Annotated in this window: 12 protein-coding genes and 1 pseudogene; 9 read left to right on the plus strand and 4 right to left on the minus strand. The window is 73.0% G+C overall.

Features of this window, described 5'->3' with window-relative positions:
• Positions 1–189: 189 nt before the first annotated feature.
• The 7 genes and pseudogenes from ACWFQ8_RS31910 to ACWFQ8_RS31940 all read left to right on the plus strand — a co-directional run.
• Positions 190–993, plus strand: a pseudogene (locus ACWFQ8_RS31910) (RsmB/NOP family class I SAM-dependent RNA methyltransferase); the annotation flags it as partial.
• 127 nt (positions 994–1,120) lie between these two features.
• Positions 1,121–1,807, plus strand: a complete 687-nt coding sequence (gene rpe, locus ACWFQ8_RS31915; RefSeq protein WP_453789771.1) for a ribulose-phosphate 3-epimerase — start codon at positions 1,121–1,123, stop codon at positions 1,805–1,807.
• 124 nt (positions 1,808–1,931) lie between these two features.
• Positions 1,932–2,945, plus strand: coding sequence for a sugar-binding transcriptional regulator (locus tag ACWFQ8_RS31920; RefSeq protein ID WP_453789785.1), 1,014 nt, complete (start codon positions 1,932–1,934; stop codon positions 2,943–2,945).
• Between the two features lie 139 nt (positions 2,946–3,084).
• Positions 3,085–3,306, plus strand: coding sequence for a CarD family transcriptional regulator (locus ACWFQ8_RS31925; RefSeq protein WP_384539777.1), 222 nt, complete (start codon positions 3,085–3,087; stop codon positions 3,304–3,306).
• A gap of 49 nt (positions 3,307–3,355) precedes the next feature.
• Entirely contained in the window at positions 3,356–3,847 is a 492-nt protein-coding gene (locus ACWFQ8_RS31930) for a ribonuclease domain-containing protein (protein WP_453789772.1), read from the plus strand.
• The gene (locus tag ACWFQ8_RS31935; RefSeq protein ID WP_453789773.1) at positions 3,844–4,248 is read left to right on the plus strand and encodes a barstar family protein; all 405 of its coding nucleotides are present in this window, start codon (positions 3,844–3,846) and stop codon (positions 4,246–4,248) included. The genes ACWFQ8_RS31930 and ACWFQ8_RS31935 overlap by 4 nt, the downstream gene beginning before the upstream one ends.
• A 146-nt stretch (positions 4,249–4,394) precedes the next feature.
• On the plus strand, positions 4,395–5,837 hold the full coding sequence (locus ACWFQ8_RS31940) for a GuaB1 family IMP dehydrogenase-related protein (protein ID WP_453789774.1): 1,443 nt from the start codon (positions 4,395–4,397) through the stop codon (positions 5,835–5,837).
• 98 nt (positions 5,838–5,935) lie between these two features.
• Here ACWFQ8_RS31940 and ACWFQ8_RS31945 read toward each other — a convergent pair whose 3' ends face one another.
• The 4 genes from ACWFQ8_RS31945 to ACWFQ8_RS31960 form a co-directional block, all read right to left on the minus strand.
• A complete protein-coding gene (locus tag ACWFQ8_RS31945; RefSeq protein ID WP_453789786.1) occupies positions 5,936–7,144 on the minus strand; it encodes a histidine kinase in 1,209 nt (402 codons plus the stop codon).
• A 32-nt stretch (positions 7,145–7,176) separates the two neighbouring features.
• The gene (locus tag ACWFQ8_RS31950; RefSeq protein ID WP_453789775.1) at positions 7,177–8,919 is read right to left on the minus strand and encodes a sodium/solute symporter; all 1,743 of its coding nucleotides are present in this window, start codon (positions 8,917–8,919) and stop codon (positions 7,177–7,179) included.
• A 270-nt stretch (positions 8,920–9,189) separates the two neighbouring features.
• Complete coding sequence (locus ACWFQ8_RS31955) at positions 9,190–10,053, minus strand: LytR/AlgR family response regulator transcription factor (RefSeq protein WP_453789776.1); 864 nt, start codon at positions 10,051–10,053, stop codon at positions 9,190–9,192.
• 133 nt (positions 10,054–10,186) lie between these two features.
• Complete coding sequence (locus ACWFQ8_RS31960) at positions 10,187–11,881, minus strand: alkaline phosphatase D family protein (protein ID WP_453789777.1); 1,695 nt, start codon at positions 11,879–11,881, stop codon at positions 10,187–10,189.
• Positions 11,882–12,829: 948 nt separating this feature from the next.
• On the opposite strand from ACWFQ8_RS31960, the gene ACWFQ8_RS31965 reads away from it, so the two are divergent.
• Both ACWFQ8_RS31965 and ACWFQ8_RS31970 read left to right on the plus strand, forming a co-directional pair.
• A complete protein-coding gene (locus tag ACWFQ8_RS31965) occupies positions 12,830–13,495 on the plus strand; it encodes a hypothetical protein (protein WP_453789778.1) in 666 nt (221 codons plus the stop codon).
• A gap of 37 nt (positions 13,496–13,532) precedes the next feature.
• The gene (locus ACWFQ8_RS31970) at positions 13,533–14,141 is read left to right on the plus strand and encodes a hypothetical protein (RefSeq protein WP_453789779.1); all 609 of its coding nucleotides are present in this window, start codon (positions 13,533–13,535) and stop codon (positions 14,139–14,141) included.
• Positions 14,142–14,271: the final 130 nt, after the last annotated feature.

Raw genomic sequence — 14,271 nt, forward strand, 5'->3', positions numbered from 1 at the left:
TCTTGTTTGTGGGCTTGGCGCGCGGGGTGGTGGGTGGTGGTGGTTGTCTTGCGGGGTGCTTCTTCTCGGGGGGGCGGGGCCGCGGGGGGATGCGGCCGGGGGTGGTTCTGGGGGGGGGGGGGGGGGCGGGTGTTGTTGGCGGTGGGGGCGCCCAACCGCGGGGGGGGGTTGTTCTGGGGGGCGCCGGGCCCCCCCCCCGCGACCACGCAGGAGCTGCTGGAAGCGGTGGGCGAGGACTCGGCGCTGCCGGGGCGCTGGTCGCCGTACGCCGTCCGGATGGCCGAGGGCGGCGAGCCCGGAGCCCTGGAGGCGGTCCGCGAGGGTCGCGCCGGAGTGCAGGACGAGGGCAGCCAGCTCGTGGCGATGGCCCTGGCGGCGGCGCCGGTCGAGGGCCGCGACGAGCGCTGGCTCGACGGCTGCGCGGGACCCGGCGGCAAGGCGGCGCTGCTCGCGGCGCTGGCGGCGCAGCGCGGGGCGTTCCTACTGGCTTCCGAGAAGCAGCCGCACCGGGCGCGGCTCGTGGGGAAGGCGCTGGCCGGCAACCCCGGCCCGTACCAGGTGATCGCGGCGGACGGCACCCGGCCGCCGTGGCTGCCGGGCTCCTTCGACCGCGTGCTGATGGACGTCCCCTGCACGGGCCTCGGCGCGCTGCGCCGCCGCCCGGAAGCGCGTTGGCGCCGCCGCCCCGAGGACCTGGAGGGCTTCGCGCCGCTCCAGCGCGGGCTGCTGCGGGAGGCGCTCGCGGCCGTGCGGGTCGGCGGGATCGTGGGCTACGCCACCTGTTCGCCGCACCTGGCGGAGACCCGGGTGGTCGTGGAGGACGTCCTCAAGGGCCGCGGCGCCGGCGCGGCGCCGGTGTCCGCCGAGCTGATCGACGCCCGGCCGTACCTGGGCGACGTACCGGCCCTGGGTGACGGCCCCGACGTCCAGCTGTGGCCGCACCTGCACGGGACGGACGCGATGTACCTGGCCCTGCTGCGCCGCACGGCGTAGTCGGGCCCCGGGTCCCGCGGCGCTACGCCTCACGGGCGCCCCGGGGCCCGGTCCGGCGTTCGCGGCGGTACGAGTGAGTTACGGGGTCGTGGCTGGAACCGGCCCCGGGCATGGCAGTCTTGGGGGCATGGCCGCTCAGATCTATCCCAGCATCCTGTCCGCCGACTTCGCCCGTCTCGCCGAGGAGGCGAAGGCCGTCGAGGGGGCCGACTGGCTGCACGTGGACGTGATGGACAACCACTTCGTCCCGAACCTCACCCTCGGCATGCCGATCGTGGAGTCGCTGAGCCGGGCCACGGACATCCCGCTGGACCTCCACCTGATGATCGAGGACCCGGACCGCTGGGCCCCCCAGTACGTGGAGGCCGGCGCCGGCTCGGTCACCTTCCACGCCGAGGCGGCGGCCGCCCCCGTACGCCTCGCGCGCGAGATCCGGGCCAAGGGCGCCCGGGCGTCCATGGCGCTCAAGCCGGCCACCCCGATCGAGCAGTACGAGGACATCCTCCCCGAGCTCGACATGCTGCTGATCATGACGGTCGAGCCGGGCTTCGGCGGCCAGCCCTTCCTCGACATCATGCTGCCCAAGATCCGCCGCACCCGCGAGCTGATCACCAAGCACGGACTGGAACTGTGGCTGCAGGTCGACGGCGGGGTCTCGGCCTCGACCATCGAACGCTGCGCCGAGGCCGGCGCGGACGTCTTCGTGGCGGGCAGCGCCGTCTACGGAGCGGTCGACCCGGCCGCCGCCGTACGCACCTTGCGGGACCGGGCGGGTGCGGCGATCGCCGCGGCGCCGTGGGCCTGCGACCACTGAGCGGAGCGTTGGTGGACGGCTCGATGAACGGGAGCTGTCCAGGCTGATCAACGGCCGCCGGATCTGACAGGATGAACGGCGAGTCGAGAGTGTGAACAGCAGTGAGGAGAACGCGGTGTCTGCAATGTCGGCGGGACGGTCAGCCCTGCGGATGGGACCCGCGGAGCTCGTGCAGGCGGCTGCCATGGCGCGCCGCTTCTACCTGGAGGGCAAGTCCAAGATCCAGATCGCCGAGGAGTTCGGCGTGAGCCGCTTCAAGGTGGCCCGGGTCCTGGAGACCGCTCTCGAACGCGACCTCGTACGGATCGAGATCCGGGTGCCGGCCGAACTGGACGCGGAGCGCTCCGACGCGCTCCGGGCCCGGTACGGCCTGCGGCACGCGGTCGTCGTGGAGTCGCCCGCCGACGCCACCGAGGACGCTCCGGACCCGGAGAACCTCGGGGCCGTCGCCGCCGACCTGCTGGGTGAGCTGGTCAACGAGGGCGACGTACTGGGCCTTGCCTGGGGGCGCTCGACCATCCACATGGCGGCCTCCCTGCACCGGCTGCCGCCGTGCACCGTCGTCCAGCTGACGGGCGTGTACGACGCCGGGACCGCCGAGCGCGGCTCCGTGGAGGCCGTACGGCGGGCCGCGCAGGTCTCCGGCGGGGACGCGCACCCCATCTACGCCCCGATGCTGCTGCCGGACCCGGCGACCGCTGCCGCGCTGCGCGGCCAGACCGGGATCGCGCGCGCCTTCGAGTACTTCGACAAGGTGACGGTCGCCGCCGTTTCCATCGGCTCCTGGGAGCCGGGCATCTCGACCGTCCACGACATGCTGACGGACGAGGAGCGGGCCCACTACGCCTCGCTCGGCGTCGCCGCCGAGATGTCCGCCCACCTGTTCGACTCCGAGGGGCGGCGGGTCGGCCGGGACCTGGGCGAGCGGTGCATCACGGTCGAGGCGGACCGGCTGCGCCGGATCCCCGAGGTCGTCGCGATCGCGGGCGGCCTGCGCAAGGCCTCCGCGATCGGGGCGGTGCTGCGGTCGGGCCTGGTCACCAGCCTGGTCACGGACACGGCGGTCGCCGACTACCTGCTCACCGAGTCGGCGCCGGGCCTGCGGCCGGCGTTGGACCGGGCCGATCCGGACGACTGACACACCGCCGCTCGGACCCTGGACGGCCCCGTGGACGGGGCCGACGGAGGGGGCCGGGACGCCGCTGATGCGGATGGTGCCGGAATTGAGATCCGAACGGCGGGCCGCGCGGGGGCCCGCTGGGCGCATACTGGTTCCAATGACAAAGTCAGCAGTACCTCGCCGCCATTTGCCGTCCAGCCCGTTCAAGGCCCCCGTGGAACCGCCGCTCCGGCAGTTCAGCGTCGGCGACCGGGTCTCTCACGACGAGCACGGTCTGGGCCGTGTCGTCGGGATCGAGGAGGGAATCGCTGTTCTCGTCGACTTCGGGTCGGTCCAGAAACGAATCCTGAGCCCGTACACCAAGTTGGCCGCTCTCTGAGGCCATCTGACGATTCGCGAGCGAATCGGATATTTGGCACGATCGGTGCATGATCTTTCGGAACGTGCCCCGATCGTGGCTGTATGCGCTGGGGGCTCTGTTCCTGTGCGTCGCGCTGGTCGGCGCGGCGGGCTGCGGCGGGAAGACTCCCGCGCCTGCCGCCGCCAGTACCGGTGCCGGTGTCGGTTCCGGTGACGCGCCGAGTGCCGCGCCGAGCCGCGGACGCGGCGCCGCGCCCAGCGCCGCCCCCGGGTGGGCGGAGGGGCTGGCCACCGTACGGGCCGAGGCGCTGCCGCAGCAGGCCCGGGACGTGCTCGCGCTCATCGACGCGGGCGGACCGTACCCGTACCGGCAGGACGGGACCGTCTTCGGGAACTTCGAGCAGGTCCTGCCCCAGCGGAAACGCGGCTACTACCGCGAGTTCACCGTGCGCACACCGGGGGAGCCGGACCGCGGGGCCCGGCGGATCGTGACCGGCCGGGGTGGGGAGTTCTTCTACACGGACGACCACTACGAGACCTTCAAGGCGGTCGTCCGATGACCCTCGAACCGCAGCCGCTCGCCCCCGCGCTCGACGCCGCCGAGAAGGCGGGCTGGACCACCGTACGGCTGGACCTGGACGGCGTACGCGGCAAGGCCGGGCTGATGCGGGCGTGCGGGGACGCCCTGCGGCTGCCGCAGTGGTTCGGCGGGAACTGGGACGCGCTGGCGGACGCGCTGCGGGACCTGTCGTGGCTGCCGGACGGCGGGCGGCTGGTGGCCGTGACCTCGTGGCGGGAGTTCGCCGGAGAGCGACCGAGCGAGTGGGAGACGCTCGTCGAGATCCTGGAGGAGGCCGTCGACTTCTGGGAGTCCGAGCCGGACGGCGGGGCTCCGCTGGTGGTCGTGCTGGCCCGGGCCGCGGGCCCCCGGCGCCGGCGGGGCGGCACCGAGGCCCCGTAGGAACCGACCAGGAGGCCCGGTACGTCCTGGACGATCGGCCGGGGCGGTGTGAACGCCACGTCGTGGGAGAATGAAGTACGTGCGTTTCCTCGGCTGCCCTGTCAGCCATCCACAAGGATCCTTCGATCGACTGGGATGTTCAGCACGTGCGTTTCCTCAATGACCTGAAGCCGCCGTACGACCTCACGTACGACGATGTGTTCATGGTGCCGAGCCGCTCCGCGGTCGGTTCCCGCCAGGCCGTCGACCTCTCCTCGCCCGACGGCACGGGCACCACCATTCCGCTCGTCGTGGCGAACATGACCGCCATCGCGGGCCGCCGGATGGCCGAGACGGTCGCCCGCCGCGGCGGAATCGTCGTCATTCCCCAGGACATCCCGATCGAGATCGTCACCGACGTGATCTCCTGGGTGAAGACCCGCCACCTCGTGCTCGACACCCCGATCACGCTGACACCCGCCCAGACCGTCGCCGACGCGCTCTCCCTGCTGCCCAAGCGCGCCCACGGCGCCGGGGTCGTCGTCGACGGCGAGGGCCGCCCGGTCGGCGTCGTCACCGACCACGACCTGGCCGGCGTGGACCGCTTCACCCAGCTCTCCGAGGTCATGTCGAAGGAGCTGCTGCTCATCGACGCCGACATGGACCCGCGCGACGCCTTCAACCAGCTCGACGCCGGCCACCGCAAGCTGGCGCCGGCCGTCGACAAGGACGGCAGGCTCGTCGGCATCCTCACCCGCAAGGGCGCGCTCCGCGCGACCCTGTACACCCCGGCCACCGACGCGAACGGCAAGCTGCGCATCGCGGCCGCCGTCGGCATCAACGGCGACTTCGCGGCCAAGGCCCAGCAGCTGCTCGACGCGGGCGTGGACACGCTCGTCATCGACACGGCGCACGGGCACCAGGAGTCGATGATCAACGCGATCAAGGCCGTCCGCGCGCTGGACCCGCGGGTCCCGATCGTGGCCGGCAACATCGTGGCCGCCGAGGGCGTCAAGGACCTCATCGAGGCCGGCGCGGACATCATCAAGGTCGGCGTGGGTCCCGGCGCCATGTGCACCACCCGCATGATGACCGGCGTCGGCCGCCCGCAGTTCTCCGCGGTCATGGAGTGCGCGGCCGAGGCGAAGAAGTACGGCAAGCACGTGTGGGCCGACGGCGGCGTCCGTCACCCGCGCGACGTGGCCATGGCCCTCGCCGCCGGTGCGTCGAACGTCATGATCGGCTCCTGGTTCGCGGGTACGTACGAGTCCCCGGGCGACCTCCAGCAGTCGGCCGAGGGCCGCCTGTACAAGGAGTCCTTCGGTATGGCCTCGGCCCGCGCGGTGCGCAACCGCACCTCCGAGGAATCCGCCTACGACCGCGCCCGCAAGGGGCTGTTCGAAGAGGGCATCTCCACGTCGCGGATGTTCCTCGACCCGGCCCGCCCGGGCGTCGAGGACCTGATCGACTCGATCATCGCGGGCGTCCGCTCCTCCTGCACCTACGCCGGTGCCGGCTCCCTCGCGGAGTTCGAGGAGAAGGCCGTGGTGGGCATCCAGTCCGCCGCCGGCTATGCCGAGGGCAAGCCGCTGCACGCCAGCTGGAGCTAGTGCCGCCGCCCCGGCCGCCCCTTTCGCGGGACGGCCGGGGCCGCGCGCGTTCCCGGGGCTCCGCCGGCCGGGCGGGGCCGGGGCCGGCCCTCGCCCCGTCAGCGCCGGGGCCGGCGGTCACCGGGCGACGGACCGTGGACGCCCGACCGGTACTTGGGGATCCGGAGGGTGACCTTCATGCCCGCCCCGATCCCCGTCTCGATCACCGGCCCGTACGCGTCCCCGTACACCTGCCGGATGCGCTCGTCGACGTTGGGCAGTCCGATGCCCGAGGACGAGCCGGGCCGCTCCCCGGCCAGGATCCGGCGCAACAGTGCCGGATCCATCCCGATGCCGTTGTCCTCCACGGTGATCACCGCCTCCGATCCCGCGTCGCGCGCGGTGATGGTGATCCGGCACTCCTCGGTGGAGTCCTCCAGGCCGTGCTTGACCGCGTTCTCCACCAGCGGCTGGAGGCACAGGAACGGCAGGGCCACCGGCAGCACCTCCGGAGCCACCTGCAAGGTCACCTTCAGCCGGTCCCCGAACCGGGCGCCGGCCAGCGCCAGGTACTGCTCGATCGAGCGCAACTCGTCGGCCAGGGTGGTGAAGTCGCCGTGCCGCCGGAAGGAGTACCGGGTGAAGTCCGCGAACTCCAGCAGCAGGTCCCGGGCCCGCTCCGGATCGGTACGCACGAACGAGGCGATCGCGGCGAGCGAGTTGAAGATGAAGTGCGGGGAGATCTGCGCCCGCAGCGCCTTGATCTCCGCCTCCATCAACCGGGTCCGCGAGCGGTCCAGCTCGGACAGCTCCAGCTGTACGGACACCCACCGGGCGACCTCCGTCGCGGCCCGCACCAGCACCGCCGACTCCCGCGACCCGTACGCCACGAGCGCGCCCAGCATCCCGTCCTCTCCGGTGAGCGGGGCCACCACCGCCCACTTCAGCGGGCAGTCGGGGCGCTCGCACTCCGTCCGCACGCTCTGACTGCGCCCCGAGGCCAGCATCAGGGCCACCCGGGCCATCGCCCGCCGCTCGTGGTGGTCCGCGCCCGGCCCGTCCCAGGCCAGCACCGACTCTCTGTCGGTGAGGCACAGGGCCTCCGTGCCCAGCAGCGACCGCAACGGCCGGGCGGCCTTGCGGGCGGCGTCCTCGGTCAGCCCGGCGCGCAGCGGGGGAGCGGCCAGCGACGCCGTGTGCAGGGTGTGGAAGGTGGCCCGCTCCACCGGGGTCCCGAGGTCCAGCCCGTCCGCCCGGTCGCCGCGCCGGGCGTGCCACCGGCCCGCCAACCAGCCCGCGGCCGGCAGCAGGACCGCGCCGCCCGCCATCAGGGCCGCCACCGTGCCCTGCGGCAGCTCGCTCACCGTGCACCTCCGGCCCGTTCGCAGGACACGCTCTCCGGCAGGTGCAGGCGCGCCAGGATCGCGGCGGCCCCCGGCGGGATCCGGCTGCGGGTCCCCAGGGACACCAGCACCATGGTCAGGAAGCCGAGCGGCACCGACCACGCGGCCGGCCACGCCAGCAGCGTGTGCGTCCAGCCCGCCGGGGGCAGCCCCGTCCACGTCACCAGCACCGCGCTCAGCGCCGCCCCGCCGCCGATGACGAGCCCGGCCACCGCACCCGGCGGGGTCAGCCCGCGCCACCAGATGCCCAGCACCAGCAGCGGGCAGAACGAGGAGGCCGACACCGCGAAGGCCAGCCCCACCGCGTCGGCCACCGGCACGTCCCGGGCCGCCGCGCTCCCGGCCAGCGGCACCGCGATCGCCAGCAGCACCGCCGGGCGGAAGCCGCGCAGCCCCCGCGTCGGCAGCACGTCCTGGTGCAGCACCCCGGCCACCGCCATGGTCAGCCCCGACGCCGTCGACAGGAACGCGGCGAAGGCGCCCCCCGCCAGCAGCGCGCCCAGCAGGTCCCCGAGCAGCCCGCCCAGCATCCGTTCGGGCAGTACCAGCACCGCCGCGTCCGCGTCACCGGTGAGGGCCAGCTCGGGTGCGTAGATCCGGCCCAGTGCCCCGTACACCGGCGGCAGCAGGTAGAAGGCGCCGACCAGCCCGAGCACCACCAGCGTGGTGCGCCGCGCGGCCCGCCCGTTGGGGCTGGTGTAGAAGCGCACCGCGACGTGCGGGAGGCCCATCGTGCCCAGGAAGGTGGCCAGGATCAGCCCGTACGTCGCGTACAGCCGGGCCGCACGGCGCTGGAGCGGCCGGTCCCCGGACAACGGCGCGGACCAGCTGGACACGCCGGGACCGGCCTCGGTCCTGCCGCGCGGGACGGGCGTGCCCGGGGCGAACTCCAGTCGCGTGCGGGCTCCTACCAAGTGCTCCCCGGCGCCGAGGGCCAGCGGGGCCGCCACATGGGCGCGCCCGTCCACCTGCCCGGTGACCGTCACGGTCAGGGGGGCGTCCAGGGACATCCGGACGTCCTCGGCGAGCGTCACCGCGGTGTGCTCGCGGAAGACGGCCGGGGCGTCGAAGCGGGCCCGCGGCGCGCCGTCCCCCGCCCAGGCCGCCACCAGGAAGAAGACGGGCACCAGCAGGGCCGTCAGCTTCAACCAGTACTGGAACGCCTGCACGAAGGTGATGCTGCGCATCCCGCCGGCGGCGACGGCCGCGCAGACCACGGCCGCGACGACGACCCCGCCGACCCAGTGCGGGGCCCCGGTCAGGATCTCCAGGGTCAGGCCCGCACCTTGCAGTTGCGGCAGCAGGTACAGCCAGCCCACTCCGATGACGAACAGCACCGCGATCCGGCGCACCGCCCGCGACTGGAGCCGGGCCTCGGCGAAGTCGGGCAGCGTGTACGCGCCCGAGCGGCGCAGCGGGGCCGCCACCAGGACCAGCAGCACCAGGTAGCCGGCGGTGTAGCCCACCGGGTACCAGAGCATCTCGGGGCCCTGGAGCAGCACCAGCCCCGCCACCCCGAGGAAGGAGGCGGCGGAGAGGTACTCGCCGCTGACGGCCGCCGCGTTCAGGCGGGGCCCCACGGTGCGCGAGGCCACGTAGAAGTCGGAGGTGGTCCGGGACATCCGCAGGCCGAGCCCGCCGACCAGGACCGTGGCCAGGACGACGACGGCGACCGCGGTCAGCGCGTACGTCTGGTTCACCGGTCGGTCCTTCGGCAGGGGAGGCTGCCCGGAGTCTATGCACGCCCCCGACGGGGCGACAGGGGTGATCCGGCCCGTCCGGGGGGCGGACCGCCGGGCGGCCGCGGGGCGCGAACCGGGCGGTCGGATCGCCCGGTTCGCGGTGTCGGCCGGCGGTCGGATCGCCCGGTTCGCGGTGTCGGCCGCGGCGGACCGCCCGGGTGGAGGGCTGCGGGCGCCGGCAGAGAGCCCGGGAGGGGGCTCCGGGGAGCGGCGCGCGGACTCCCGGTGTCAGCCCGTGGCCTGCCGCATCAGGAGGTCGCGCAGCTCGCGTGCGTGCCGGCGGCTGACCTGGAGTTCCGCGGCGCCCACGCGCACGCTGGTTGTGCCCGCGTCCAGCCGGAGCTCGTCGATGCGGGCCAGTGCCACCAGATGGCGGCGGTGGATGCGGACGAAGCCGCGCGCGGCCCAGCGCTCCTCCAGCGTGGACAGCGGGATGCGCACCAGATGGCTGCCGTCGTCGGTGTGCAGCCGGGCGTAGTCGCCCTGGGCCTCGACGTAGGCGATGTCGGCGATCGCCACGAAGCGGACGACGCCTCCCAGTTCGACGGCGATCTGGTCCGGGCCGCGCTCGCCGACGGCGGTGGCACCGGCGGCCGGGCGCAGCCCCGGCGGCGGCGCGGGCGGGGCCGCCCGGCCGGCGTCGGCCGCCGGCGCCGCGGGGGCGTACGCGGCCCCGGCGCCTTGCCCCGGCTCCGCGTCACGGCCGAGCTGGGCGCAGGCCCGCCGGACGGCCTCGGCGAGCCGCTCGGGGCGGACGGGCTTGAGGACGTAGTCCACGGCCTTGAGGTCGAAGGCCTGTACGGCGAAGCCCTCGTGGGCGGTCACGAACACGATGAGCGGCGGCCGCGCGAACCCGGCCAGCAGCCGGGCGATGTCCAGGCCGGTCAGCCCGGCCATGTGGATGTCGAGGAAGACCACGTCGATGCCGTCCGCACCGTCCGGGCCGGTCTCCAGCGCCCGCGTGATCCGGCGCAGTGCCCCGGTGGCGTCCGAGGCGCCCTCCGCGCTGCGCACCCGGGGGTCGGAGCGCAGGAGGTAGAGGAGCTCCTCCAGGAGCGGCTTCTCGTCGTCGACGGCCAGTACGCGCAGCATGCGGCGAGTGTAGGTACCGGCCGGCGGGGGCGGAACGGGACCGGTGGTCTGCGGGCGGATCGGTGCGCGGCCCCCGTGGGGGAGGGCGGGGGCCGCGCGGTCCGGAGGTGGGGGGGCACCGTCCGGCGGGGCGTCAGCTTCCGTCCGTCAGACTCCGGTCGAAGACACCGATGAGCCGCGCTCCCGTGCGGTCGGTCCCGCGGCGCCCCCGCTTCGCACCCGTCGAGGCCATCTCCAGCCGCAGCCGCGCCGTACGTCCGCGCAGTGTCAGCGTCATCAACTGGTTGCCGAACCAGGGGCCGCCGCTGCGCTCCCACCGGATCGCCGGTCTCGCGACCCGTCCGTGGCGGGCGAGGAGATGCCCGATCCTGTTGGCGAACCGGCTCCAGCCGAAACGGAATCCGGCCCGTATGGCCGCGGGCACCGAGTTGTGCAGCGGTGAGCAGGTGAACTGGAAGACACGGGAGCGCGGCTGCTGTCCAGTGGTCCAGACGGGCTCCGCCACATACGCGTGGTGTACGTCCCCGGAGAGCACGCACACCGTCGCCGGGGCGGCGTCGGCCCTCCCCACCTCGGCGACCGTCTCCGTCAGCCTTTCGAACGACGAGGTGAACGCCGCCCAGTGCTCCAGGTCCGCCCGCCGGCGCAGCCATTCGCCGAAGCGCGCCCAGCGCGGCCCGCGTTCGCCCCGGCAGAGCGCCGCGTGCCAGCTCTCCGCGAAGTGGACCATCGGGGGCAGCAGCCACGGGAGCGAGGTCCCGACCAGCAGGTGGTCGACGCCGCCGGGGTCGTCGAACGCCTGCGTCCGCAACCAGGCCGCCTCCTCGGCGTCCAGCATCGACCGGTGCTGCTCCTCCAGCACCCGCGCGGCCCGGGTGTCGACCATCAGCAGCCGGGTGCGGCCGAAGTCCCTGCGGTAGCTCCAGCGCACCGTCGCCGGGTCGGCGTCGGCGCGTTCGGCGAACGCGCGCAGCACCTCCGTGCCGTCGTCGGCCGCCAGTACCGCCGCGTACAGCTCGTCCTCGGCGAGCTCGGCGGGGGAGAGGTTCCCGAGGTGCTGGTAGACCCAGTACGACATCAGGCCGCTGGTGATCCGCTCGTGCCACCAGGGCGTTGCCCGCATGTCGGCCACCCAGGCGGCGCTGGTGTTCCAGTCGTCGATGACGTCGTGGTCGTCGAAGATCATGCAGCTGGGTACGGTCGAGAGCAGCCAGCGCAGCTCGGGGTCGCCCCAGGACTCGTCGTAGAGGTGGGTGTACTCCTCGTAGTCGCAGACCTGGTCCGGCGGGGCGGCGGAGCCGGTGCCGGCGGCCCGCCGACGCCGGGCGATCCAGGCGCGGGTGTCCGCGGACGTCTCGTCCGCGTACACCTGGTCGCCGAGGAGGAGGAGAACGTCCGGACGCTCGGCCTCCGGGTCGGCGGCGAGCCGGGCGGAGAGGGTGTCGAGGACATCGGGGCCCACCGGATCGGGCTCGCCCACAGCGGGCGCCGCCCACCGGCACGAGCCGAAGGCGACCACTGCGCCCGTCGCCGGGACCGGCGGCGTGTGGATGGTGCTGGGCGGCTGGGGCGAGTCCGCGAGGGGCCACACCCGCTCGCCGTCGAGCAGCACCTCGTACGTGGTGGCGGACCCGGGGGCGAGTCCGGTCACGACCACCAGTGCGTAGTGGTGGCCGACGACGCAGAACGTGCGAGCCGAACCACCGGCGCCGCCCGGGCACCGGACCTCCGCCGTGCACGCCCGGTCGGTCTCGACCCACACCGTCGCGCTCGTGCCCGACTCCCAGTCCACGTGCCGCAGGAGCGGGCCCAGCCTCAGACCGGCCATCGCGAGTCCCCTTCCGCCGCTCCGCACGGTACGGAACGGCCGCTCCGTACAGTACTGAACGACGGCGAAAACGGCGGCGTTGTGCTGCCCGACCGCCCCGCGTCGTACCCGGCGGACTCGTCGGACTCGTGAGCCGCGGGTCAGCAGCTCCAGGCGCTCGCGGAAGGTTCAGCGGCATGTGCGCAGGGGGTGGATCTCCTGAACCCGCCCGGAAGGACGGGACCCTCAAGAGCCGGCATCGGCCGGCCCGGGTCCTGGTGTGCGGTCAGCCTGCTGTCCCCTGCCCGCCGGCACCCCGCCCCTCGGCGCCCCGCTCCTCGGCACCGTGCCCTTTGACACGACCGTCACCCGACCCGACAGCACGGCGGGCGCGCGCAAAGCGCATCAGATGGGCGCTGCCACGCACGCGGGCACCGTCGGCATCCGTCAGGACATCCTCCAGCCCTGTCCGGCTCTCCGTCCCGCGGGCCAGGGCCCTGTCCGGCTCTCCGTCCCGCGGGCCAGGGCCCTGTCCGGCTCTCCGTCCCGCGGGCCAGGGCCCTGTCCAGTACAGGCCACGTGCTGTCCCCGTCCCCGTGCAACAGCATGGGGACGGCCGGGCCGGCGTCGTGCAGCACCGACAAGGTCCGATCCGCTTCATCCACGGCACGCTGTCGTGGCAGGCCAATGACCTCCACCAGCACACGGACGCACGACCCGGCCGTCTGACTGTCGGAAAGGCGAGGCAGCGGCTACCGACCAGACGCCGGCCTCGACTCCGACGCCCATCCCACCGAGCACGTGCGCCATCTCACCGAAGCCCGGTTCGCTCACGTTCAGCGACACGAAGTCCGGCAGCGACCCAGGCCACCCCGCCGAGGAGACTTCTGACGGGGCCGGTGCCTGACCGACGAGAAATGCCCTAAGAGGTCGTTTTCGTCCGTTGTTCATCCCGGGATGGTCCGTTTGGTGGGCTTCTTCGGGTCGCGCCACGAGACGGTGCGGGTTCGGACGATCGGCCTGGGGCGCCGCCCGGTCGTGGCTGTCGCCCTGACGGCAACCACGGGCGCAGGTGTTTCACATGCGGACGGTGGTTCGCCGTTAGGTATCCCCTCGAGCTCGATCTCTGCGGACGGCAAGTTCTTCACCCCCGGCCCGAACACCGTCCTCAAGCAGGCTGAGGTGCCGGCCCCCAACGGCCAGTCCTCGGCCGGAATCACTTCCCCGGTAGCCCCTGCGCCGGAAGGCGCGGAGGCCTACTACAGGATCAAGAACGGTCACTGGATCAACCAAGTGTGCGGGACCGACGTGATCCAGCAGACGAGCGGGCAGGGTAAGACCACTCTCGTCATGTCGGTCGAGAAGAGCGTCGCCGCCACCGTCACCAAGGAGATCAACGTCGATCTCAAGTACATCTCGGCGGGCCTGGGATGGAGCGTGACGAGCACATACACCGTCAAGAACGAGTCGCGCTACGAGGTACCCGCAGGCAAGTGGGGAGCCATCCAGGCCTTCCCGCTTTACGACGTGTACGAGGGTGAGGCCTGGGCAGGCGTTGGCGGCGACTTGCCCACGGGGAAGCGGGTCTGGGCCCACAAGCCGATCGGGGTCTGCTTCAATCAGTGGACAGCCTGACGATTACCAGAAGCGACTTTGAATGAGGTGCGGCCCCATGGCTCGACACATGCAAACCCTAGTCTTTGGGGCTGCCTTCATCCTCTTACTCGCGGGCTGCGAGAGCGGCGGCACCCCTGATGGCGAGTCCCCCTCGAAGGGCATCGGTATCATCCCGTTGGCTGAAATGGAAACGATTTCCGTAGCCGATGATCCACTGGCTGACATGGATGGCCCAATCAAAATCCTGTCCGAGCTGAAATTCGGCCAGGAGCGCCTCATTGCTTACGTAAGAAACGACTCCTGTGGAATCCTGGCCACTTCCAAGAATCAACCCACGGTCAACCAAATCCACCTGGTTTCGAAGTGGCCTTCCGGTGGTGAGGGAAGTAATCGTTACCCCCAAGGTCCCTACAACAGTGCTTCTGGTGTCGGCGATCCAAAAATCTGGGCATCTCTGTTGTGCGGCAAGAATGCCATGGTGATCGAATACAGCTCTGGTCACCCCGGCGCCCCGGAACAGGCCCGCGGGCCGGTCACTGTCGCACAGGTCACCCACCATCCGGTGACCTCGCGAATCATCGTGGGGGACCCCGTGGCGCGACAGCAGATCGAGGGCCCGTTGAAGGAGTCGGGAGTGCAGGCTCACACACCCCCCGCCGGCTAACACCTCGACGGCAGGCGCCGCTTGGGGGCGGGCGGGGCCGCCGGCGGCGGCGGCCCCGGCCGGGGGGGGGGGGGGGGTACGGGGGGGGGGTGTGGGTGGCGGGGGGGGGGGCGGCGGACCCCGGGGCGCC

It is taken from the genome of Streptomyces sp. NPDC055254 (assembly GCF_053606025.1).